Here is a 21531-nt window from a genome sequence, read left to right as displayed (position 1 = left end):
TCATCGACACACTGTTGAGTTCTCAAAGAACACGCCCAACGCGGCCCGCACCGCCCGAAGAACCCCGAAGAGTTCGTTGTTTTTTGGCGGATTGGATACCTTCGCAGGCAACCGTTCCAGGTTACATCCTCGCTCTCCGCCTGTCAAGGCGGGCTGCTTGGAGCAACCGTTCTAGCTTAGCAGACCGGATTCTGGTCCGCAACTCGCCTTCCGGCTGGTTGCGGCCGGACCCGGTATGAGTCCGCCGCACCACATGGGAGAACCTCACGAACCCGCATGAAGCGCGTTCGAGATCGTAGGTTCTCTTCCGTGGTGGCCAGCGCGATGATCGTTTCCGATCGTCCCGGTTTCCTAGCATCCGGGGAGCGGCTTCGAAATCCCAGCTAGAAGCTGGTCTCGGTGGGCCCTCCGGGCGGCGCCGTGGCGCGCTGACTTGGAATAAGTTACACACATCGAGCGCGGTACACAAATCGCCTGCTCAGGGGGCACAAACCGATGTGCGCCGTGCAGCGATCGAGCCCCGGACGGGCGATCGCGTCAGGACACGCGCTCGATCCGGCCGCCCAGGGCGGTCAACGTGCCCACGAAGTTCGGATATCCGCGGTCGATATGGAAGACGTCGTGCACCTCGGTCACCCCGTCGGCGCACAGACCGGCCAGCACCAGGCCGACGCCGGCGCGGATGTCGGTCGACCAGACCGGCGCACTCGAGAGCTGCTCCACTCCCCGGATCACCGCGTGATGGCCATCGGTCCGGGCATCCGCACCCAGACGCACCATCTCTTCGACGAACCGGAAGCGCGCCTCGAAGACGTTCTCGGTGATCATCGACGTACCGTCCGCGACGCACGCCATACCGATCGCCATCGGCTGCAGGTCCGTGGGGAATCCGGGGAAGGGCAGAGTCGCCACGTTCACCGCATGCGGCCGCTCCGGGGATGCGATCCGGAAGCCGTCCGCGCGCTCGGTCACGGTGGCTCCGGCGTCCTGGAGCTTCTGCAGCACCACCCCCAGGGTCTCGGGCGCGATACCGTTGACCGTGATGTCACCGCGCGTCATCACTGCGGCGAATCCCCACGTCGCAGCCACGATGCGGTCGCCGATCACCCGGTGCTCCGTGGGATGGAGCTTGTCGACGCCGCGCACCATCAAGGTGTCGGTACCGACTCCCTCGATATCGGCCCCCATCTGCACGAGCATCGTGCACAGGTCCACGATCTCCGGTTCCCGCGCGACATTGCTGATCACCGTCAGCCCCTTCGCCAGGACCGCGGCCATCAGGATGTTCTCGGTGGCCCCCACCGAGGGGAACTCCAGGGTGATCTCCGCACCGACCAACGAATCTGCTTGTGCCACAACGCAACCGTGTTCGATGGAGCTGGTGGCGCCGAGCGCGCGCAGGCCCGACTGATGCATATCGAGCGGCCGCGAGCCGATCGCATCTCCGCCGGGAAGCGCAACCACCGCGCGGTGCTCACGCGCCATCAGCGGACCGAGTACACAGACCGAAGCGCGGAACTGCTTGACCGCGTCGAAATCCGCGCGGTGGTTCAGCACCGCCGGCGTGGTGATCCGCGCGGTCTCACCGTCCAGCTCCACCTCGGCGCCCAGTCCGCGCAGCACGTCCGCCATGAGCGGTACGTCCAGGATCTCGGGACAGTTCGTCAGGACCGACGTGCCCTCCGCGAGCAATGCCGCCGCCATGAGCTTGAGCACGCTGTTCTTCGCTCCGCCCACGGTAACCTCGCCGGTCAATCGGGCTCCGCCGTGCACCAGAAACTTCTCACCCACGGCCCTCACCCTAGGGCACGCCAGCGCACCGCCACATGTCACCCACGGCGATACGCTGTACGTATGGCGGTACACCTCACCCGGATCTACACCCGAACCGGCGACGACGGGACCACCGGTCTCGGCGACTTCTCGCGGGTTCCGAAGTCCGATGCCCGTCTGCGCGGCTACGCCGACTGCGACGAGGCGAACGCCGCGCTCGGCGTCGCGGTCACCGTCGGCGCTCCCCCGCCGGAGCTGCGCGCGGTACTGCTGCGGATCCAGAACGATCTCTTCGACGTGGGCGCCGACCTCTCGAATCCGATCGTTCCGGACCCCGAGTACCCCCCACTTCGGGTGACGCCGGACTACATCGATCGGCTCGAGCGGTGGTGCGATGAGTTCAATGCCGATCTGCCCAAGCTCGATTCATTCGTGCTGCCGGGCGGCACTCCCCTGGCCGCGTATCTCCATGTGGCGCGCACCGTCGTCCGTCGGGCCGAACGGTCGGCGTGGGAGGCCGTGGCCGAGCACGGCGAGACGGTCTCCGCGCTCCCGGCGAAGTACCTCAACCGACTCTCGGACCTGTTGTTCATTCTGTCGCGGGTGGCCAATCCCGACGGCGACGTACTGTGGCGGCCGGGCGGCGAACCGGCTCCGGGCGCGGCACCGCCGGATTGACGCTCAGATCGGTCGGTTGCGGCGCGGAGAGGGCCGCGATTCGAGCCAGGACTGGAACGCGGTGAGACCGTCGCGGGCGAAGGCGAGTTCGGTCTCGCCGTCCGGGGTGACCGCATGGACGATCACCATATCGGGATCGATCACATCCAGTTCGGTGCCCGACGGTGCGCGGCGACCGACGATCTCGGTCTCGCCGCGCGGCAAAGTCCAGCTCGGTCCGAGCCGAATACTGCTGAGCCGGTAGTACTTCAGCTCGTGATCGTCGTACCGGAGGGTGCCGTGTCGCCATCCCTGCTCCGGCTCTGCCGGCAGGTATCGCAGGATGATCGGCACCCCCGCGACGCGGAGGCTGTACAGGCGCAGCGCGAGCACGGCACCCACGGCGAGCAGCACGAGGATCAGTACTGCCGCACCGAACACCACCGCGCCCACATCCACCGTCGCACCGCCGCCTCTCGCACGCCCTACGAATATGCGTGAAGCCGGTGGCCCGTTTTACCGGGCCACCGGCTTCACGCTGCTATCTCTATGCTACTTGCCCGCGAGGTACTCGAGCGCGCGCAGTCGTCCCTGCGCGACGACCTGCTCGTCCGAGCCGTCCGCCGCACCGTCGAGCTCGCGACGCACCGCGGCCTCGTCGAGCGAGGACGCCCACTCGGCACCGTCGGCCAGCACGGTGACCTTCTCGCCGGTCACCGAGAGGAAGCCGCCGCGGATCGCTGCTGCCAGTCGCTCGCCGGCCGTCGTCTGGATGGCGACAGCGCCACCCTGAACGAGCTGGCCGAACAGCGGCTCGTGATGGGCCAGGACTCCCAGCTCACCCTCCGTGGTCTGGGCGATGACGTAGGTGGCCTCGCCCGACCACAGCCGCTCCTCGACGGAGACGACCTCTACTTGAAACGCCGTGTCAGCCACTGGACGGTCACTTCCCGGCGATCTTCTTCGCGGCCGCCTCGACGTCGTCGAGACCACCACAGCTGTTGAACGCCTGCTCGGGCAGGTGATCGAACTCGCCCTTGCACACGCGGTCGAAGGCCTCGATGGTGTCGGCCAGCGGCACGACGGAGCCCTTCTCACCGGTGAACTTCTCGGCGACGATGAAGTTCTGGCCGAGGAACTTCTGGAGACGGCGAGCGCGCTGCACCGTGACCTTGTCCTCCTCGGAGAGCTCATCCATACCGAGGATGGCGATGATGTCCTGCAGCTCCTTGTACTTCTGCAGGATGCGCTTGACCTCGTTCGCGACGCGGAAGTGCTCGTCGCCCACGATCGAGGCCTCGAGGATGCGGGAGGTCGAGGTCAGCGGATCCACGGCGGGGTAGATACCCAGCTGCGAGATCGGACGCGAGAGCTCGGTGGTCGCATCGAGGTGCGCGAAGGTGGTGGCCGGCGCCGGGTCGGTGTAGTCGTCGGCGGGCACGTAGATGGCCTGCAGCGAGGTGATGGACCGGCCCTTGGTCGAGGTGATGCGCTCCTGGAGCTCACCCATCTCGTCCGCCAGCGTCGGCTGGTAACCCACGGCCGAGGGCATACGACCCAGCAGGGTCGAGACCTCGGAACCGGCCTGGGTGAACCGGAAGATGTTGTCGATGAACAGCAGCACGTCCTGATGCTGGACATCGCGGAAGTACTCGGCCATGGTCAGGGCCGAGAGGGCGACGCGCATACGCGTGCCCGGCGGCTCGTCCATCTGGCCGAACACCAAGGCGGTGTCCTGCAGCACGCCCATCTCCTCCATCTCGAGGTGGAGGTCGGTGCCCTCACGAGTACGCTCGCCGACGCCCGCGAACACCGAGGTGCCCGAGAACTCGCGCGCGATACGGGTGATCATCTCCTGGATCAGAACGGTCTTGCCGACACCGGCGCCACCGAACAGACCGATCTTGCCGCCCTTGACGTACGGGGTCAGCAGGTCGATGACCTTGATGCCCGTCTCCAGGATCTCGGTCTTACCCTCGAGCTGATCGAAGGCCGGGGGCTTGCGGTGGATGCCCCACTGCTCGCCGTCGCGGCCGAGTCCGGGGGTGTCCAGGCAGTCGCCCAGGGCGTTGAACACGTGGCCCTTGACGACATCGCCGACGGGGACGCGGATCGGGTAGCCCGAATCGGTGACCTCGGTGCCGCGGACCAGGCCGTCGGTGGGCTGCATGGAGATGGCGCGCACCAGGTTGTCGCCGAGGTGCTGCGCGACCTCGAGGGTCAGCGTCTTGGCCACGGACGGGAGGGTGATCTCCGCGCGCAGGGCGTTGAACAGGTCGGGAACGGCGCCGCGCGGGAACTCGATGTCGACGACCGGGCCGATGACCCGCGTCACGCGACCGGTGGCCGCAGCGGTGCCCGCCGACGCGGGCTCGGTTGCTGTAGTCATGTCTCTGCTTTCCGGTTTCTAGTTCGCGAGGGCGCCGGCGCCACCGACGATTTCGCTGATTTCCTGGGTGATCTGCGCCTGGCGGAGCTGGTTGGCCTCGCGGGAGAGCGAGACGGCCAGATCGTTGGCGTTGTCGGTGGCCGCCTTCATGGCCGTACGACGCGCGGCGTTCTCGGACGCAGCCGAGTCGAGCAGCGCGGCGAACACGCGGGTCGCGACGTACTTCGGGAGCAGCGCGGACAGCAGGCTGTCGGCACCGGGCTCGAAGGTGAAGTTGCGCGCGGGCTCATCGTCGGTCGAACCGGCCTCGGCCTCCTGGACGACCAGGGGGGCCATGCGGCGGACCTCGGGGGTCTGCGACAGCATCGAGACGAACCGCGTGTACACGATGTGCAGCTCGTCGACGCCGTGGGTCTCCACGCCGTCGATGGTCACGTACTCCTGCGAGCCGGCCTCGAACAGCTTCACCAGGGTCTCGGTCGCGGCGACCGCATCCGTGTGATGCGGCTGCTGCGAGAACCCGGTCCACGATCCGGCGACCTGCTGGCCGCGGAAGGTGAAGTAGTCCAGGCCCTTCTGCCCCATCGTGTAGAGAACGGGTTCCTTACCCTCGTCCTTGAGCAGCTGGATCAGCTCGCGGGTCTCCCGCAGCACGTTGGAGTTGTAGCCACCGCACATGCCGCGGTCCGAGCTCACCACGAGGATCGCCGCGCGCTTGGCGTTCGGACGCTCGACCAGCAGCGGGTGATCCAGCGAGCCCGACTTGCTGGCGAGTTCCGACAGCACGGCCGTCATCTCCTCGGAGTACGGCTTCGCCGCCGCGACTCGGGCCTGCGCCTTGGTGATCCGCGAGGTCGCGATCAGTTCCTGCGCCTTGGTGATCTTCTTGGTCGAGTTGACCGACCGGATCCGTGAGCGCAGCTCTCGGATACTAGCCATTGCGCTTGACCTTGATCGTCTCCTGCTCGACGTCCTCGGCGGGGAGGGCGTCGGCATCGGCCTCGTTCACCACGCGCGAACCGTCGGAGGCGAGGAAGCTCTGCTTGAACTTGTCGGTCTCGGCCTCGAGGATCTTCGCCTGGTCCTTCTCGAGCACCGCGCCACCGGCGATGGACTCGTACACGCCGGCGGCGGCGTGGTGCAGGTGGCTGAGCAGCTCGGCGTCGAAGCGACGGACGTCGTCGACGGGAACCGAGTCGTAGTAGCCCTCACCGCAGAGGTAGATCGAGACGATCTCGTCCTCGACCGACACCGGGCTGTACTGATCCTGCTTGAGCAGCTCCACCCAGCGGGCGCCACGCGCCAGCTGCGCCTTGGACGCATCGTCGAGGTCCGAGGCGAAGGCCGAGAAGGCCTCGAGCTCGCGGAACTGGGCCAGCTCCAGACGCAGCGAACCGGAGACCTTCTTCAGGCCCTTGGTCTGCGCGGCGCCACCGACGCGGGACACCGAGGTGCCGACGTTGATCGCGGGGCGGACGCCCTTGTTGAACAGGTCGGACTCCAAGAAGACCTGGCCGTCGGTGATGGAGATGACGTTGGTCGGGATGAATGCCGAGACGTCGTTGGCCTTGGTCTCGATGATCGGCAGTGCGGTCATCGAGCCGCCACCCAGGGCGTCGGACAGCTTGGCCGAACGCTCCAGCAGACGCGAGTGCAGGTAGAAGACGTCACCCGGGTACGCCTCGCGGCCCGGCGGGCGGCGCAGCAGCAGCGAGATGGCGCGGTACGCCTCGGCCTGCTTCGACAGGTCGTCGAACACGATGAGAACGTGCTTGCCCTGGTACATCCAGTGCTGGCCGAGGGCCGAGCCGGTGTAGGGGGCGAGCCACTTGAAGCCGGCCGAATCGGACGCGGGGGCTGCGACGATGGTGGTGTACTCCATGGCGCCGGCCTCGTCGAGCGCGGACTTCACGCCGGCGATCGTCGAGCCCTTCTGGCCGATGGCGACGTAGATGCAGCGGACCTGCTTGGTGGGATCGCCGGTCTCCCAGTTGGCCTTCTGGTTCAGGATCGTGTCGACGCAGACGGCGGTCTTGCCGGTCTTGCGGTCGCCGATCACCAGCTGGCGCTGGCCGCGGCCGATCGCGGTCATGGCGTCGATGGCCTTGATGCCGGTGGCCAGCGACTCCTCGACGGGCTGACGCTCGAGCACGGTGGCGGCCTGCAGCTCGAGAACGCGCTGCTCCTCGGCCTCGATGTCGCCGAGGCCGTCGATCGGCTGGCCCAGCGGGTTCACCACGCGGCCGAGGAACTTGTCGCCGACCGGCACCGAGAGCACGTCGCCGGTGCGGCGGACCTGCTGGCCCTCCTCCAGCGACTCGTAGTTACCGAGGATGACGGCGCCGATCTCGTCCTCGTCGAGGTTCAGGGCCACGCCGAGCACCCCACCGGGGAACTCGAGCAGCTCATTCGCCATCGCGCCGGGGAGCCCGGTCACGTGGGCGATGCCGTCGGCGGTGTCGGAGACGGTGCCGATCTCCTCGCGGGAGGCGTCGGCCTCGAACGTCGAGACGTACTGCTCGATCGCGCCCTTGACGTCGTCGGTTGAGATCGTCAACTCAGCCATGAGTACTCGTTTCCCTCTTTTGTGTTTCTGGGTGGAAGTGTGTGGGTTTAGCGGGGCAATTGTTCGGCGGCCTTATCGAGACGCGACGCGATGTCGGCCTCGATGACCTCGTTGCCCACCGTGATGCGCAGGCCGCCCAGGAGCTCGGGGACAACCTCGGTCTGCACCGCGATCTTGCGCTGGTAGATGCGGGCGAGCAGATCCGCGGTGCGAGTCCGCTGCTCCTCGGTCAGGGCGACGGCCGACTCGACCACCGCAACGGACTCGCCGCGGCGGGCCGCGGCCAGCTCGGCGATCGACGCGACGGCCGCGTCCACGCGGCCGACCCGCACCAGCCGGACGGTCTGGCGCAAGAGCGCCGCGGTGAACTGGTTGACCTTGCCACCGAAGATCTTGTCCAGCAGCGCGATACGGTTCGCGGCCGGCACCCGGGTGTCGGAGAGCGCGGCGGTCAGTTCGGGCTCTCCCTCGAGGATGCGTCCCGCGCGGAACAGCTCGTCCTCGGTCTCGTCGAGCTTGCCGGCCCGCTCTGCGCCGAGCAGTACGGCCACGCGGGCCTGGCGCTCGATCGCGGTGGCGAAGTCGGCCGGCGACGACCACTTGGCAGCGGCGGCGTCCTGCACGAAGGCATTGGCCTCGGCGCTGATCTTGCCGCCGAAAAGCTTGTCGACGAGCTGACGCTTGGCCTCGGGGGCCTCCGCCGATTCGGCGAGGTGCTTGCGCAGCACCGGCTGCTCGTTCAGCACGTTGACCACGTTGGCGAGGTCGTCGGCGACCTGCGCCAGAGCGGCCTCCTCGACGGTGGCAGTGCGCTGGTCGAAACCGGCGGCCAGCTGGCGCACGGCGTCGCGGCTCGACGCACGCAGGGAGCGCGTACCGATGCGGTCGGCCTCGGTGACGCGCACCTCGTCGGCGCCCTGGGTCATCGACTCCAGCTCGGTGAGCGACCGGTCGACCGATGCGGACTGATTGGCCGGGTCGGCGAGGTGGCCACGGACGAGCTGTCCGGCCACGTCGACTGCTTCGGCGCCGAGCTCGGAGCGGAAGCCGCGCACCAGGTTGCTGCGGTTCAGCGAGACCTGCCCCTGGCCGTGCTCGCCGATGCGGGCGACCTCACGGTCGGTCTGGGCACGCAGCTCCTCGCGGATGGCGTCGGCGTCGCCGCGGGCCTCGTCGCGGATCTGGCTTCCCTCGCGGGCGGCGTCGGAGCGTGCGCGCTCCCCCGCCTGGCCTGCCTGCGACAGCTTCTCCTGCGCGGTGCGCGACTCCTCGAGCTGCGCCCGGACGGTGTCCTGACGCTCCTTCATGAGCCGCTTCACCGGCGGAACGACGTACTTCCACAGGACGAAGAGGATGACCGCGAAGGCGACGAGGTTACCAATAAAGACACCCATTTAGTTCTTCACCACCTTCTCGCTCGTGATCTGATCCAGCTTCGTCTTCAGGGCCGGGTCCTGCGTCACGTCGAAGCCGAGCACGCGGCTCGCCAACGACGCCGAGAGCGGAGCGAGATCGGCGCGCGCCGCCGCGGCCGCGGACTCGCCCGCGGCACGCAACTGCTCGGTCTTCTCCCGCGTGATCGCGTCCGCCTCGGCGCTGGCCCGCTGCTTCTGCTCCTCCAGCGCGGCGCGGCCGCTGGCGCGGGCCTCGTCGCGGATGCTGCCGGCCTCACCCCGGGCGGAGGCGAGCCCCGCGCGGTACTCGGCCTCGGCGTCCTCGAATCCCTTGGCCGCGGCACGGCCGTCGTTCGCGGTCTGGTTGATCATCTTTTCGCGATCATCCAGAACCTGCTGGATCGAAGGAGCCACGAAGAACCAGATCACCCCGAGCACGATCAAGAAGATGATCAGGCACGTGATGAAGGTTCCCGCGGTGGGGAGGAGGAAATTACCCTCAGCGAGCTGCATGACGTCAGTTCCCGTTTCTTACGAGCGATTTAGGAGATCGGGGTCGCGAACACGAACAGGGCCATGAAGGCCAGGTTGATGAAGTACGCGGCCTCGACCAGACCAACGGTGATGAAGAACGGGGTCATCAGGCGGCCCTGGGCCTCCGGCTGCCGCGCGATGCCGGCGACGAGCTGGGAACCGGCGAGACCGTTACCGATACCGGCGCCGATGGCGCCGCCACCCATGATCAGGCCGCCGCCGATGAGGGCACCCTGCGCGATGTTCGGATCCATTTATCTTTTCCCTTTCGGTTTCTGGTAGTCGGCCTACCAGGGTCTTATGGCCGTGGCCCGTGCGGGCCGCGGACAGGTCAGTGGTCCGTCTTCTCCATGGAGGTGGCGAAGTACAGAATGGTCAGGAGCGAGAAGATGAACGCCTGGATGAGACCGACGAAGAGCTCGAAGGACTTCCACAGGGAGTTCGGGAACCAGAGCAGGTAGGCCGGCAGCAGCGCGATGACGGCGACCATGACCGTGCCCGCGAAGACGTTGCCGAAAAGTCGCAGGGCGAGCGAGAGCGGCTTGGAGATGAGCTCCTCGATCACGTTGATCGGCGCCAGGCCGATGGCGTGGCCCTTGACCACCTTCGCGGGGTAGCCGAACAGGCCGTGCGTGCGGAAACCGGCGAAGTGGTAGCCCAGGTAGACGACGAGCACCAAGGCGTACACGAAGCTCACGTCGGCGGCCGGCGGCAGGAAGATCTCCGTGGGCGCGCCATCGGGGCCGCTGTACTGCTGCGGCAGCACCGCCAGCCAGTTGGCGGCGAGGATCAGCGTGAACAGCGCGATCGCCAGCGGCAGCAGGAAGGGCGCGACGCGCATACCGATCGCCGATTCGATCTGGCCGCGGAGCTGGATGGTGATGGCTTCCCAGAACAGTTGGACGCCACTGGGCACACCGGTCGAGGTGACCTTCGCCTTCAGGATGAACGCCAGGATGAGGACGATCGTGGCGGCGATGGCCGTCGCCAGGATCGTGTCCCAGTGAAAGGTCATGCCCCACAACTCGAACGACTTGTAGTGGGCGACCTTGATCGAGCCCTCGGCGTACAGATTCGTGTTCATGACTGCTGGCGAAGCCCTTTCAGAACGGGAATGACGGTGTTCAGGACGAGGACGATCTGACCGACGGCGAGGCCGAAGATCACGCCCAGCCCATCGGGCCGGAAGAAGTAGGCGATGACGATCGCGATGACCGACACCACGCCCAGGCGGACCATCGAATTGACGGCGACCGGGGCCTTACGAGGCTCGTCCTCCGCGGTGACCGTGGCCACCTTGAGAACGGCGAGCTTCGCATTGAGAACGGCGAGCAGACCACCGACGAGGAACCAGGCGGCGAACCACGGGTGGCCGAAGGCCGCTCCGATGCCACCGGCGATCACGGACAGTCCGATCACGATGACGATGGGGTTGATCATGCTCACGCCGACAGGCCGCTGTGCCTCGTCAACGGAGGGGGCTGGCGTCGTCATGTCCCCTCCTTCGGGGTCTGGGTCGCGGCCCTGATCAGGGCGCTGCGACCGGCGGCGTCTGCCGAATCCGCGACATGGGTCACATCACGAATTCTTTGTGATTCGCTGAGACTCTACCAAGAAGTAGGGACGCTCCCCACATGGGGGCGGCTGCCGGATCTCACCGATCAACTACAACCGATAGTACTACATAACGGCCGTACTTTATAACCGGGTACTCCCGCCGGACGATACGCCTGACCTCCGGGTTTCGGAGTAGCGTTCCCGCAGCCTCGGCACGATTCGGGGCACGACTGTGAAGACGAGCGCGCTGAGCAGGCCCGCCCCGAACAGCGGCGCGATCAGCGTGGGCGGCAGCAGCGTGGACGCCGCGGCACTCAGGCCCAGCACACCCACCCACAGGTAAATGACCACCACTACGCGGCGTTGGCTGTGGCCCAACTGCAGCAGTCGGTGATGCAGATGCATCTTGTCGGCCGTGAAGGGGTGCACCCCGGCGCGCGTGCGGCGCACCACCGCGAGCAGCAGGTCGAGCATCGGCACGAACATCACCGCGACGGCCAGCAGGAGCGGCAGCAGGAGGGTGAACATGTCGGTCGCGCCGTAGGCATTGGCGGATATCCGCCCCGTGGCCGAGGTGGCCGCCGCAGCCAGGGTCAGACCCAGCAGCATCGAACCCGAGTCACCCATGAAGATGCGCGCCGGTTGGAAGTTGTGCGGCAGGAAGCCCATACACGCACCGAACAATGCGGCCGCGATCATCGCGGGCGGGTACGACGGCGCGTCGCCCCCGGAGTCGAGCATGAGACCGACCGAGAACACCAGGATCGACAGCGCAGCGATCGCCGCGACACCGGCCAGCAGGCCGTCGAGCCCGTCGATGAAGTTGAGCGCGTTGATCGTCGCGACGGTGAGCAGCACCGTCAGCAGGCCCGCCTCCAGCTGGCCGAGAACCACCGTCGTATTGGCGATCGGGTTGTAGATGACGTTCCAGGACACACCCATCACCACGAGCACGCCCGCCGCGAAGATCTGCCCGACGAGCTTGGTGAGCGCGTCGATGCCCCACCGATCGTCGATCACCCCGACGAGGACGATGACCCCGCCTGCGACCACCACGGCCACCACGTCGCGGGAGTAGAGGAAGCCGCGGGTCAGTGCCGGCAGCTGGGCTGCGACGAAAATGCCGAGAGCGAGCCCGATATAGATGCCCACGCCGCCGAGACGGGGCGTCGGGACGACGTGGACGTCGCGGGTGCGGGGCACCGCGACGGCCCCGAACCGGGTCGCGAGAACGCGCACGAGGGACGTGGCGAAGAATGTGACAACTGCAGCAGTCAATCCCACTACCAGCAATTCGCGCATCGGTATGCCGGCGCCGCCGGTCCCGATGACCGCTCCGCCCGCCGCCTCGATGTGCACGCGTGCGAATGTACTCGCCCCGACGATCCGAACCCGTGCACCGGGCCGCGCGTTTGCGATACAAGAACCTCGCCACCCGGGTTGACCTGAGGCGATGGCGTTATCGCAGCCTGCGGCGGGTATTGCTCTACCGGTCAGTAACTTCAGCCCCGGCGAAGCAGGCCAATGCCGCACATCGCCCTGGTGACCGATATAGTGTGCTCGGTCATACGCCCGATTGCTTGTCATTCGGGTCACAATTCGGCCACTGTCGAGAGGGGACGGGCGCAGTGACGGAAACCGTTGCGGGAAGTGCGGGCGCGGCGAAGCGTCCCTCGTACTGGTCCATCATCAGCAAGAACTTCTCCAGCACGGTCGTCGACTCGATCCGCACCATGGGACGTGCCGTCCGGATGCTCGTCCTCACGTTGGTCTCGATGGTCACCGACATCGTGCGCGGGCAGCTGCAGTGGAAGGAGACGCTGTACCAGACCTGGTACATGATCGGCGTCACCGCCTTCCCCGGCATCCTCATCGCCATCCCGTTCGGCATCGTCATCTCGATCCAGGTGGGCAACATCATCCACCAGCTCGGCGCCGACTCGCTGTCCGGCGCGGCGGGCGGCCTCGCCGTCATCGCACAGGGCGCACCGATCGCCACCGGCCTCCTCCTCGCCGGTGCCGGCGCCTCCGCCATCGCCGCCGACCTCGGCGCCCGCACCATCCGCGAAGAGACCGATGCGATGCGCGTGATGGGCATCAACCCGATCAACCGGCTCGTGGTGCCCCGCCTGCTGGCGGCGTGGATCGTCTCCCCGCTGCTGAACCTGCTCATCATCGGCGTCGGCACCATCGCCGGATACCTCGTCGCTGTCGGCGGCCAGGGCGTCACACCGGGCGCCTACTGGCTGTCCTTCGGCTCCTTCGCACACCCCATCGACGTGTGGATCTCGCTGGTCAAGTCGATCATCTTCGGCACGATCATCGCGATCATCGGCTGCCAGCGCGGCCTCGAAGCCAAGGGCGGATCGCGCGGCGTCGCGGACGGCGTGAACGCCACGGTGGTGCTGTCCTTCGTCGTCATCTTCGCGGTGAACCTGCTGATCACGCAGATCACCACGATGTTCTTCCCGATGCAGGTGGGCTGACAAATGACCGTGTACGGCAACGACTTCCACATCCAGGCGGGCTGATCAATGGCAACCGTTTACCGCCCCCGGGGCACACGCTGGTTCTACAACCTGTTCGGCAGTTCGGGTAAGGCCTGGACCGGCTTCGATTCGCTGGGCCATGTGGTCTCGTTCATCGCCGAGGTGATCCGCACCGTCCCGCACGCGATCAAGCACTACCGGTCGCAGATCATGTACATCCTCACCGATATCACTTGGGGCCGTGGCGCTCTCGTGGTCGGCGGCGGTACCGCGCCGGTACTCGCGGTACTCGGCATCACCGTGGGCGCGATCGTCGCCGTGCAGGGCTTCGCCATCCTCAACATGCTCGGCATGGGCCCGCTCACCGCCGTGGCCGCGAGCTTCGCGAACACCCGCGAGTTCGCTCCCCTGCTCGCCGGCGTCGGGTTCGCCGCCCAGGCCGGCTGCCGCATGACCGCCGAGATCGGCGCCATGCGCATCAATGAGGAGATCGACGCGCTGGAGTCACTGGGCCTGCGCTCGGTGTCGTTCGTGGTGACCACCCGCGTGCTGGCCGGCCTGATCGCCGTCATCCCGGTGTACCTGATCACCCTGATCCTGTCCTGGCTGTCGTGCGCCTGGATGGTGACCTCGGTCTACGGCATGCCCACCGGTACCTACCAGCACTACTTCAGTCAATTCGTGAGCGCCTCCGACATCATCTTCTCGGTGATCAAGGTGGCCGTCTTCCTCGTCGCGGTGATCATCATCCACTGCTACCAGGGCTTCTTCGCCTCCGGCGGACCCGAGGGCGTGGGCACAGCATCCGGGCGCGCGATCCGCGCCAGTCTCGTCGCCGTCGTCATCCTCAACCTCGTCATGACCGTCGCGCTGTGGGGCTTCAGCTCCCCGGTCTACTTCAAGGGGTAAGCAATGGGAGTCGTCTCCGTTCCCGGAATGTCGATCGACCGGCCCGTGCTGCGGCGCCGGGGCCTGATCGCGGCCGCAGTCATCCTGGTGATCGCACTCATCGTCTGGATCGCGCAGGCGGTATGGCCGAAGGATGAATTCTCCTTCACCCTCCGCACGCCCACCGTCGCGGCCGGCATCGTCAACGGTGCGCCGGTGCGCATCCAGGGTGTTCAGGTGGGCGAGGTCACGGGCGTCAAGGCCGTCTCGAGCGGCCAGCAGGGCGTGACAGTCACCATGAAGTCGGCCGATGGGAAGTCGCTGACCAACAATGTCGAGGCGGCGTTCTCCGCGGGTAACCTGTTCGGCGTCTCGGAGGTCATCCTGACCCCGCGTGACGGCGGCGGCGAGCTCAAAGACGGCGCCACCATCTCCCCCACCAAGCAGATCACCGATAACACGGTCTCGAACATGATCGTCACGATCGGCGACGTCAACAACGACGCCCTGCGACCCAATATGAGCACGATCCTGCTCAACTTCGACGCCTCGTCGAAGGCGATGCTCCCGCTGTTCACCGCGCTCGGCAACGTCGCGCAGGCGGTGCAGGACACGCAGCGGCTGACCACCGCGCAGACCTTCCCCGTGATCACCGACACCCTGATGGGCGCCGATTCGGCGATCGCCCAGATCATTCCCTCGGTGCGCACCCTGTTCAATTACGCGCCCGTGCACGACAAGGGCTGGGTGAACCGTGGCGCAGCCACGCTGGACGCGATCACCAACCAGAAGGACAGCCTCAGCGCGGCACTGCAGAAGCTCCTCGACGCCAAGGCCCTCAAAGGCCTGGAGACCGCGACGCCTATGCTGGTGAACCTGATGCAACCGCTGCTCAACGCCTTCCCGAACGGAAGCGCCACCGGTGTGGGCATCCAGATCGGGCAGCTGCTCGACAACGTGCGCAAGGCCATGCCGAACACCCCGAACGGCCCGGTCCTCAACGTGCGGCTGTCGGTCGACTTCCCCGCGATCGCGGCGGGACTACCGCCCGCGCCCACGTTCACCTACGTGCCGCCGAACCCGGGAGCCAAGCCCGGCGACGCCAAGCCGAGCGCCAAGCCCGCTGCGGGCAGCAGCACCGCGACCCCGAGCACCCCGACCCCCAAGCCAGGGAGCTGACCGACCATGAAGTCCATCAAGTCGACGGCCATCAAGATCGCGATCTTCGCGGCCCTGATGATCCTGATCCTGGTGCTCACCATGCAGGCCCTGACTCGGCCGCCGGCGGGCAAGCTCGATACCTTCCACGCCGATTTCAAGGACGTCTCCGGCCTCAAGGTCGGCGACGACGTGCGCATGCTCGGCGTGCAGGTCGGCAAGGTCACCGATGTCGCGGTCCAGCAGTCCTCGGACCACCGCCTGTCGAACGCCTCGGTGTCGTTCACGGTCCAGCGCGACCGGAAGTTCCGCGCCGACGACACGCTCGCCATCCGCTACCAGAACCTGACCGGCTCACGGTTCCTCGAAGTGCAGACCAACGCGAAGAGCACGGCACCGATCGTGCAGGCCGGCACCACGATCGATGAGAAGCAGACTCAGCCCTCGTTCGATATCACCACCGTCTTCGTCGGGCTCAAGCCCGTACTGTCCACGCTGAACGCGGATGACATCAACCACCTGTCGCAGTCGGTACTCGCCGTCATCAACGGCAACGGCGAGGGCCTGGGCCCGCTGCTCGGTTCCCTGGACAAGCTGATGTCGGTCACCAACGACCGGCAGCGGGTACTGACCCAGCTGATCACCAACCTCGGCTCGATCTCGCAGACCATCGGCGGGGCCTCCCCCGGTTTGACCAAGGTGATCAGCGAGCTCGAGCTGTTCGCCCGCACGCTGGCGAGCAACGTCGACTCGATGCGCGAGTGGTCGGACACCACCTCGGGCGTGGTGAGCAGCACCAACGCACTGCTCGCGGCGCTCGGCCTGACGCCCAACCAGAACCCGCCGCTCGACGCGATCGTGGCCAACGCCATGCCGCTCGCCGAGCAGGCGGTGAACGCGCTGGCCACTCTGCCCGGCATCGTGCAGCTGCTCAACGAGGGCACCCGACCGCAGGCGGACGCCGGGGTGTCGCTCAAGTGCAGCAACGGCACCGCAAAACTGCCGGGCATGATGAACCTGTTCGTCGCGGGTCAGAAGGTGACGGTATGCAACGCAAAATGAACCTGTTCAACCGTCCGATGCCGACGGCGACCCAGGAGCGGCGCAACCAGCTCAACTGGGGCATCTTCGGCGCCGTCGCGACGGCGATCATCCTGCTCATCGCCGGATACCTGTTCGTCTTCCAGCCGGGCACCAAGGAGTACTCGGCGGACTTCAAGGAGGCGCAGGCGGTACAGAGCGGCGTGGACGTGCGCGTGGCCGGCATCAGCGTGGGCAAGGTCTCCGACGTCGAGCTCCTCGACGACCGGGTCCGGGTGAAGTTCCGCGTGGACAACAACATCTTCCTCGGCGACGCCACCACGGTGTCGATGAAGATGCTCACCACCGTGGGCGGCTACTACATGGCGTTGAGCCCCATGGGCACCAGCGACCTGGGCAGCAAGCCGATCCCGCCGGAGCGCGTCTCGATGCCCTACAGCCTGTTGGAGACCTTCCAGGCCGCCACACCGAAGGTCGAAAAGGTGCAGGCCACCCCCATTCGGCAGTCGATGAGCCAGCTCAACGAGGCCCTGGAGCAGCAGCCCGAGTCCATCCGCAACACCGTCGGCACGTTCAACCGGATGCTCGACAACATCCTGCGCCAGCAGGACCAAGCCGGTGACTTCGTCAAGGTGATGGCCGAGTACTCGACCACCGTGAATCAGAACGGCCAGCTGCTGCTGTCCCTCATGCGGAACATGAGCATGTTCTTCGCCGCGGCCGAGGTGAACCTCGCGGGCTTCAAGAGCTACCTGACCAACACCACGCAGCTCGTCCAGCGCCTGGCCCCGCTGCTGAACGTCTACCTCAACAATGTGGATCCGCTGGCGAGCCGGTTCGACGCCCTCGTCGCGAAGGCGCGCGAACTGGTCAAGCAGGCCGAGCCGGCGATCCAGAACGCGAAGGACATGCTCGCGAACCTGCAGAAGACGATCTGCACCGGACGGCACGCTCCAGATCAACCAGTCGGAGCAGTCCTTCCTCGCCACGAACGTGTGCATTCCGACCCCGGGGGTGACCTGCTGATGCGTAAATTCCTCGCCTCGCGCGGCGCGATGTCCGCGCTCGTGGTCATCGTGGCCGTGGTCGCCGTGGTCGGTGGCTTCTCCATCAAGAATCTGACCACGCAGACTCAGGCGTACTGCGCGGAACTCGACAACTCGGTGGGCCTGTACAAGGGCAACACGGTGGCCCAGTTCGGCTACCCGATCGGCAAGATCACCGACATCACCCCGAACGGCGCCACCACCCGCGTCGACTTCGAGATCCCCGCCGACCGCAAGCTGCCCACGAACGTGGGCGTGGTCGCGGTGGCCGACTCGCTCGTCGCGCAGCGCCGCATCGAACTGCTCGAGACCTACAAGGGCGGGCCCACGTGGCAGCCCGGTAAGTGCATCACCAACTCCAAGACCCCGCTGTCGATCACGGAGTCGCTGCAGGCGGTCTCGAAGGTGGTCAACGATCTCACCAAGGCCGGCGGCGACGAGGAGTTCAAGAAGGCGATGGCGTCCATCCCGGCGCTGAACAAGGCCACCCAGGGCACCGGACCGGAGATCTCCGAGGCCACGAACAAGCTGGGTGAACTGATGCGCAACCCCGGCCCCGGTATGGGCGATGTGGCAGCCATCCTCGACGCCTTCGCTCCCGCCTCGGACGGCCTCGTGCAGAACTGGGGCGAGATGCGCGAGTTCTTCGCCAAGTACGCGTTCCGGATCAAGAACGTCGGCGAGCCGCTGATGGACACCGGTATCGGCGCGTTCCCGCAGCTGGTTCCGCTGCTCAAGACGCTGTCCACCATCTTCGACAAGTACGGCGCGTTCATCGCCCCACTGCTGGAGGTCACGGTGCCGGCCACCACGGTGCTCGCGGCGACCAGCAAGCAGTTCGGCGATCTGCTGAACATCCTGCCGCCGCTGATCCGGGCCTTCCAGGTCAGCGTCGACAAGAAGACGCTGGCCACCAAGATCACGTACCGGCCACCGTCAAGCCTGGTGCCCTCGAAGAACCCGGCCCAGACCTGCAACAACCTGAACCGGTTCGCGCCGGGTCAGTGCACGGTCGCGGACCCGGGGCACGTGAATGTGGACCTCATCTCCACCGTGCTGCGCGGGACGGGAGCGGCGTACTGATGCGAATTCCGACGAAGAGGTCCGCCCTGCGGGCCGCCCGGACCGGGGTGATCACGGTGACCGCCGGGGCGATGCTGACCGGTTGTGCCGGCATGTTCAATCCGTCCTCGATCCCCGCCCCCGGTCAGCCGGGCGGCGGCTCGGGGTACACGGTCCACCTCGACTTCACCAACGTCCTGAACCTGCCCGATAAGGCGCGCGTGGTGTTCGACGGCGTCAACTCGGGCCGACTGCAGAAGGTGACCCTGCAGGAGGGCAAGGCCGTCGTCGACGTCAAGATCAACGACGGCGTGCAGGTTCCGAACACCGTCATGGCGACGCTGCAGCAGGACACGATCCTCGGCGACACCTATGTGGCGCTGAAGTCCACGCCGGGCAAGCCGGGATCGCCGCTCAAGCCGGGCGATACGGTTCCGCTGTCGCAGACCAAGCCGCCGACGCAGATCGAGGACATCCTGCGCGATCTGGCGAACTTCCTCGGTAGCGGCAGCCTGATGCAGCTCCAGGACACGTTCAAGCGGATCAACGACAACCTGCCTGCCGATCCGCAGCAGCTCTCCGGCGTGATCAAGACGGTCTCGCAGTCCGTGGTCGATCTGGGCCAGCAGAGCGACAACGTGAGCCAGTCGATCACCTCCGTCGCCAGCCTGGTGAACACGGTGAACTCGAACGACGATCTGCTGGTCGCGCTGCTCAAGCCCTCGGATGATTGGCTGGGTGACTCGCTGAGCCTGACCACCGGCGCCATCAAGGTGCTCAGCCGACTGTCCGATGCGCTCGCTCCCCTGAGCTTCACGCAGCCGCTGCTGAACACCTCGACCGCGGTCGTGGCCGGGGTGATCAAGCCGCTCATGTTCCCCGGCTGGCCGAACATGAACGGCCGTCAGGCGAACCTCGCGAACCTCGAGGACCTGCTCAAGAACAAGATCCTGCCCTTCCTCGCCAGCGGCGCGAAGGTCAACGTCAAGGAGATGGGCGCTAACGGCGGAGTCCCCAACGCCGAGGTCGCCCAGCAGACGGTCAAGAACCTTCGGATGGTGGGAGCAGTTCCGTGAAAAAGAGCACCTTCTTCAGCCTCCTCACCTTCGCGCTGGTGATGGTGCTGGGCACCGGGTACATCGCGTTCTCGGTGCTGAACTGGCGGCCGCTGACCGACTACAAGGCGGCCACCCTCAAGCTCAACGATGCGAACCAGCTGCTCAAGGGATCCTCGGTGCTGCTACGCGGCGTCAAGGTGGGCGATGTGCAGTCGATCGAGCGCCGCGACGGCAAGGTCGAGATCAGGCTCCGGTACGACGGGAAGTACCAGATCCCGCAGGCCACCGGCCTGAAGATCGAGCAGCTGTCCGCGGTCGGCGAGCCCTACGTGGACTTCATGCCGGATTCGCTGAACGGCCCGTACCTCAGCGACGGTGCAGTGATCGACACCGCGAAGGTCAAGGAGCCGCTGCCGCTGCCCGAGACCTTCAAGTTGATCGCAGGTCTCACCAGCAGCATCAACTCGACCGATCTGGGCGGTGTCACCACCACCCTGGCGCAGGCGACGAGCAACACGCAGGGTTCACTGCCGAACATCGAGTCGGCGGGCAACATCCTGGCGCAGACGATCATGGCGCGGATGCCGAACATCCGGCGGATGCTCGAGAACACGCAGAACTACCAGTCCGATATGGCGTGGCTCCCCGACTCGCTCAGGGAGTTCGGGCCGGCGACCGCGACCTTCGTGACGAAGGACGTCGAAGTGCTCAAGGCACTCGACATCCTGATGAACGGCTCCGGCTCGCCCGATGTGCTCACCAACTCGATCAACCCGTACTTGTTCAAGATCGCCCCCGATGTCAGCAAGCTGCTGTCGAACCTCGGCACGATCAACGAGCCGCTCGTGCCTGTTGTGCAGGCGCTCACCGACGTCATGCCGCAGATCGACGTCGCCGCGCTACTCTCGCAAGCGTTGAAGACCGTCGGCAGCGACGGGCAGGCGAACCTCACGGTGGTGATTCCGCCTAAGAAGTAGCAGCGCCCGGAACTCCGGCAGACGGCCGCCCGGCGGCCGACGAACCACGACATGATTGGCATTGCGAGAAGTGACTGAGAACGCCCCGGACGACAAGACCCCGGCTGCCGAGGACGCGGTCGACGAGAGCGCCGCGGAGGCCGCGACTACCGCCGACGAGGCCGAGGACGCGGTGGCCGAAACGGCACCGTCGACACCCGCAGCGAAGCCCGCCGCGACGACGAAGCCGAAGCCCGCCCCTGCGGGCGATGAGGACGAGGAGGAGACGGAGGTCGTCCCCGTCACCCGGCGGCGTCCGCCGCGACCGGCGACCGCCACCGCCCCGTCGGCGCCGAGCACGCCCGCGACCGTCGCCGTCACCGTGCTGGTGATCGCTCTGGTCGCGGCGACCACGATCTTCGGCTTCCTGTACTTCAAGACTCGCGGCGAGCTGAACGATCAGAAGGCCGCCGATGCCGATCGTGCTCATGCGGAGAAGGTCGCCACCGATTACGCGACCGGCGCGTCCACGTTCGACTACCGCGACCTGGGCCCGTGGAGCAAACGCCTCACCACCGGTGTCTCGACCGAGCTCAAGCAGCGCTTCGAGCCCACGGTCGGTGCGATGAACCAGCTGCTGCAGCCCTTGCAGTGGGTCTCGAAGGGCACCGTCACCGATGCCGTGGTCAGCTCGCAGTCGGGCTCGATCTACAAGGTCAACGCCTACGTCAACGTCGATATGACCAACGCTCAGGTCCCTTCCGGCCGTACCACGTTGACCGTGTACAACGTCACGATCAACAAGGATGCGAACTGGGAGATCACCGATGTCGGTGGCACCGGGGCCGCGCCCGGGATCCAGTCCAACGAGCAGACCCCCGCTCCGGCGCCCGCGCCCACCGAGACGGCGCCGGCACCCGCGCCGGCCGGTCCCGGCAACTGACGGCTGCATCACGACGAAAA

At 66.6% G+C, this 21531-nt stretch carries 21 protein-coding genes; 9 read left to right on the top strand and 12 right to left on the bottom strand.

The annotated features are described in order from the left end of the window. Positions 1-537: 537 nt before the first annotated feature. Complete coding sequence (gene murA / locus TPAU_RS06295) at positions 538-1791, bottom strand: UDP-N-acetylglucosamine 1-carboxyvinyltransferase (protein WP_013125928.1); 1254 nt, start codon at positions 1789-1791, stop codon at positions 538-540. Between the two features lie 63 nt (positions 1792-1854). Between murA and TPAU_RS06290 the strand changes: the two genes are divergently transcribed. Continuing rightward, complete coding sequence (locus TPAU_RS06290; protein ID WP_013125927.1) at positions 1855-2451, top strand: cob(I)yrinic acid a,c-diamide adenosyltransferase; 597 nt, start codon at positions 1855-1857, stop codon at positions 2449-2451. 3 nt (positions 2452-2454) lie between these two features. On the opposite strand, the gene TPAU_RS06285 is transcribed toward TPAU_RS06290, so the two are convergent. The 11 genes from TPAU_RS06285 to TPAU_RS06235 form a co-directional block, all read right to left on the bottom strand. Next, positions 2455-2889: a DUF2550 domain-containing protein gene (locus TPAU_RS06285; RefSeq protein ID WP_013125926.1), complete on the bottom strand. Its 435-nt coding sequence runs from the start codon at positions 2887-2889 to the stop codon at positions 2455-2457. Between the two features lie 93 nt (positions 2890-2982). Continuing rightward, positions 2983-3366 (bottom strand): F0F1 ATP synthase subunit epsilon, encoded by a 384-nt coding sequence (locus TPAU_RS06280; protein ID WP_013125925.1) that lies wholly within the window; start codon positions 3364-3366, stop codon positions 2983-2985. Between the two features lie 7 nt (positions 3367-3373). Then, the gene (atpD, locus tag TPAU_RS06275) at positions 3374-4819 is read right to left on the bottom strand and encodes a F0F1 ATP synthase subunit beta (RefSeq protein ID WP_013125924.1); all 1446 of its coding nucleotides are present in this window, start codon (positions 4817-4819) and stop codon (positions 3374-3376) included. 18 nt (positions 4820-4837) lie between these two features. After that, positions 4838-5758 (bottom strand): F0F1 ATP synthase subunit gamma, encoded by a 921-nt coding sequence (locus TPAU_RS06270; RefSeq protein WP_013125923.1) that lies wholly within the window; start codon positions 5756-5758, stop codon positions 4838-4840. Next, a complete protein-coding gene (gene atpA, locus TPAU_RS06265; RefSeq protein ID WP_013125922.1) occupies positions 5751-7385 on the bottom strand; it encodes a F0F1 ATP synthase subunit alpha in 1635 nt (544 codons plus the stop codon). Before atpA ends, TPAU_RS06270 begins: the two co-directional genes overlap by 8 nt. A gap of 47 nt (positions 7386-7432) precedes the next feature. Next, positions 7433-8779 carry a F0F1 ATP synthase subunit B/delta gene (locus tag TPAU_RS06260; protein ID WP_013125921.1) on the bottom strand — a complete coding sequence of 449 codons (1347 nt, stop codon included), beginning with the start codon at positions 8777-8779 and terminating at the stop codon, positions 7433-7435. Further along, positions 8780-9292 (bottom strand): F0F1 ATP synthase subunit B, encoded by a 513-nt coding sequence (locus TPAU_RS06255; RefSeq protein WP_013125920.1) that lies wholly within the window; start codon positions 9290-9292, stop codon positions 8780-8782. It abuts the gene before it with no gap. Positions 9293-9321: 29 nt separating this feature from the next. Next, a complete protein-coding gene (locus tag TPAU_RS06250; protein WP_013125919.1) occupies positions 9322-9567 on the bottom strand; it encodes a F0F1 ATP synthase subunit C in 246 nt (81 codons plus the stop codon). Between the two features lie 77 nt (positions 9568-9644). Then, a complete protein-coding gene (gene atpB, locus TPAU_RS06245; protein ID WP_013125918.1) occupies positions 9645-10397 on the bottom strand; it encodes a F0F1 ATP synthase subunit A in 753 nt (250 codons plus the stop codon). Next, on the bottom strand, positions 10394-10807 hold the full coding sequence (locus TPAU_RS06240; protein WP_013125917.1) for an ATP synthase subunit I: 414 nt from the start codon (positions 10805-10807) through the stop codon (positions 10394-10396). Before TPAU_RS06240 ends, atpB begins: the two co-directional genes overlap by 4 nt. A gap of 204 nt (positions 10808-11011) precedes the next feature. Then, entirely contained in the window at positions 11012-12172 is a 1161-nt protein-coding gene (locus TPAU_RS06235; RefSeq protein ID WP_245537892.1) for a glycosyltransferase family 4 protein, read from the bottom strand. A gap of 326 nt (positions 12173-12498) precedes the next feature. Between TPAU_RS06235 and TPAU_RS06230 the strand changes: the two genes are divergently transcribed. From TPAU_RS06230 to TPAU_RS21825, 8 genes are all read left to right on the top strand, one after another. Further along, positions 12499-13356, top strand: a complete 858-nt coding sequence (locus TPAU_RS06230; RefSeq protein WP_013125915.1) for an MlaE family ABC transporter permease — start codon at positions 12499-12501, stop codon at positions 13354-13356. 48 nt (positions 13357-13404) lie between these two features. Next, positions 13405-14268, top strand: coding sequence for an ABC transporter permease (locus TPAU_RS06225; RefSeq protein WP_013125914.1), 864 nt, complete (start codon positions 13405-13407; stop codon positions 14266-14268). 3 nt (positions 14269-14271) lie between these two features. Next, entirely contained in the window at positions 14272-15426 is a 1155-nt protein-coding gene (locus TPAU_RS06220) for an MCE family protein (RefSeq protein WP_013125913.1), read from the top strand. Positions 15427-15432: 6 nt separating this feature from the next. Further along, positions 15433-16467 (top strand): MlaD family protein, encoded by a 1035-nt coding sequence (locus TPAU_RS06215; RefSeq protein ID WP_013125912.1) that lies wholly within the window; start codon positions 15433-15435, stop codon positions 16465-16467. Then, a complete protein-coding gene (locus tag TPAU_RS06210; RefSeq protein WP_013125911.1) occupies positions 16452-18575 on the top strand; it encodes an MlaD family protein in 2124 nt (707 codons plus the stop codon). Before TPAU_RS06215 ends, TPAU_RS06210 begins: the two co-directional genes overlap by 16 nt. Continuing rightward, positions 18575-19630: an MlaD family protein gene (locus TPAU_RS06205; RefSeq protein WP_013125910.1), complete on the top strand. Its 1056-nt coding sequence runs from the start codon at positions 18575-18577 to the stop codon at positions 19628-19630. The genes TPAU_RS06210 and TPAU_RS06205 overlap by 1 nt, the downstream gene beginning before the upstream one ends. Continuing rightward, positions 19627-20589: an MlaD family protein gene (locus TPAU_RS06200; protein ID WP_013125909.1), complete on the top strand. Its 963-nt coding sequence runs from the start codon at positions 19627-19629 to the stop codon at positions 20587-20589. The genes TPAU_RS06205 and TPAU_RS06200 overlap by 4 nt, the downstream gene beginning before the upstream one ends. 70 nt (positions 20590-20659) lie before the next feature. Then, positions 20660-21511 carry a hypothetical protein gene (locus TPAU_RS21825; RefSeq protein ID WP_013125908.1) on the top strand — a complete coding sequence of 284 codons (852 nt, stop codon included), beginning with the start codon at positions 20660-20662 and terminating at the stop codon, positions 21509-21511. Positions 21512-21531 lie beyond the last annotated feature (20 nt).

This window comes from Tsukamurella paurometabola DSM 20162 (assembly GCF_000092225.1).
GTDB classification, from domain to species: domain Bacteria; phylum Actinomycetota; class Actinomycetes; order Mycobacteriales; family Mycobacteriaceae; genus Tsukamurella; species Tsukamurella paurometabola.
The sequence above is the reverse complement of the archived record's forward strand: the minus strand, read 5'-3'. Positions and strand labels throughout refer to the sequence as shown.

What these genes read in the sequence shown, in the direction of transcription:
- TPAU_RS06290 (WP_013125927.1), top strand. Translation starts at nt 1,855, where the DNA reads ATGGCGGTACACCTCACCCGGATCTACACCCGAACCGGCGACGACGGG.
- atpD (WP_013125924.1), bottom strand. Translation starts at nt 4,819, where the DNA reads ATGACTACAGCAACCGAGCCCGCGTCGGCGGGCACCGCTGCGGCCACC.
- TPAU_RS06270 (WP_013125923.1), bottom strand. Translation starts at nt 5,758, where the DNA reads ATGGCTAGTATCCGAGAGCTGCGCTCACGGATCCGGTCGGTCAACTCG.
- atpA (WP_013125922.1), bottom strand. Translation starts at nt 7,385, where the DNA reads ATGGCTGAGTTGACGATCTCAACCGACGACGTCAAGGGCGCGATCGAG.
- TPAU_RS06260 (WP_013125921.1), bottom strand. Translation starts at nt 8,779, where the DNA reads ATGGGTGTCTTTATTGGTAACCTCGTCGCCTTCGCGGTCATCCTCTTC.
- TPAU_RS06255 (WP_013125920.1), bottom strand. Translation starts at nt 9,292, where the DNA reads ATGCAGCTCGCTGAGGGTAATTTCCTCCTCCCCACCGCGGGAACCTTC.
- TPAU_RS06250 (WP_013125919.1), bottom strand. Translation starts at nt 9,567, where the DNA reads ATGGATCCGAACATCGCGCAGGGTGCCCTCATCGGCGGCGGCCTGATC.
- atpB (WP_013125918.1), bottom strand. Translation starts at nt 10,397, where the DNA reads ATGAACACGAATCTGTACGCCGAGGGCTCGATCAAGGTCGCCCACTAC.
- TPAU_RS06240 (WP_013125917.1), bottom strand. Translation starts at nt 10,807, where the DNA reads ATGACGACGCCAGCCCCCTCCGTTGACGAGGCACAGCGGCCTGTCGGC.
- TPAU_RS06235 (WP_245537892.1), bottom strand. Translation starts at nt 12,172, where the DNA reads ATGCGCGAATTGCTGGTAGTGGGATTGACTGCTGCAGTTGTCACATTC.
- TPAU_RS06225 (WP_013125914.1), top strand. Translation starts at nt 13,405, where the DNA reads ATGGCAACCGTTTACCGCCCCCGGGGCACACGCTGGTTCTACAACCTG.
- TPAU_RS06220 (WP_013125913.1), top strand. Translation starts at nt 14,272, where the DNA reads ATGGGAGTCGTCTCCGTTCCCGGAATGTCGATCGACCGGCCCGTGCTG.
- TPAU_RS06215 (WP_013125912.1), top strand. Translation starts at nt 15,433, where the DNA reads ATGAAGTCCATCAAGTCGACGGCCATCAAGATCGCGATCTTCGCGGCC.
- TPAU_RS06210 (WP_013125911.1), top strand. Translation starts at nt 16,452, where the DNA reads ATGCAACGCAAAATGAACCTGTTCAACCGTCCGATGCCGACGGCGACC.
- TPAU_RS06205 (WP_013125910.1), top strand. Translation starts at nt 18,575, where the DNA reads ATGCGAATTCCGACGAAGAGGTCCGCCCTGCGGGCCGCCCGGACCGGG.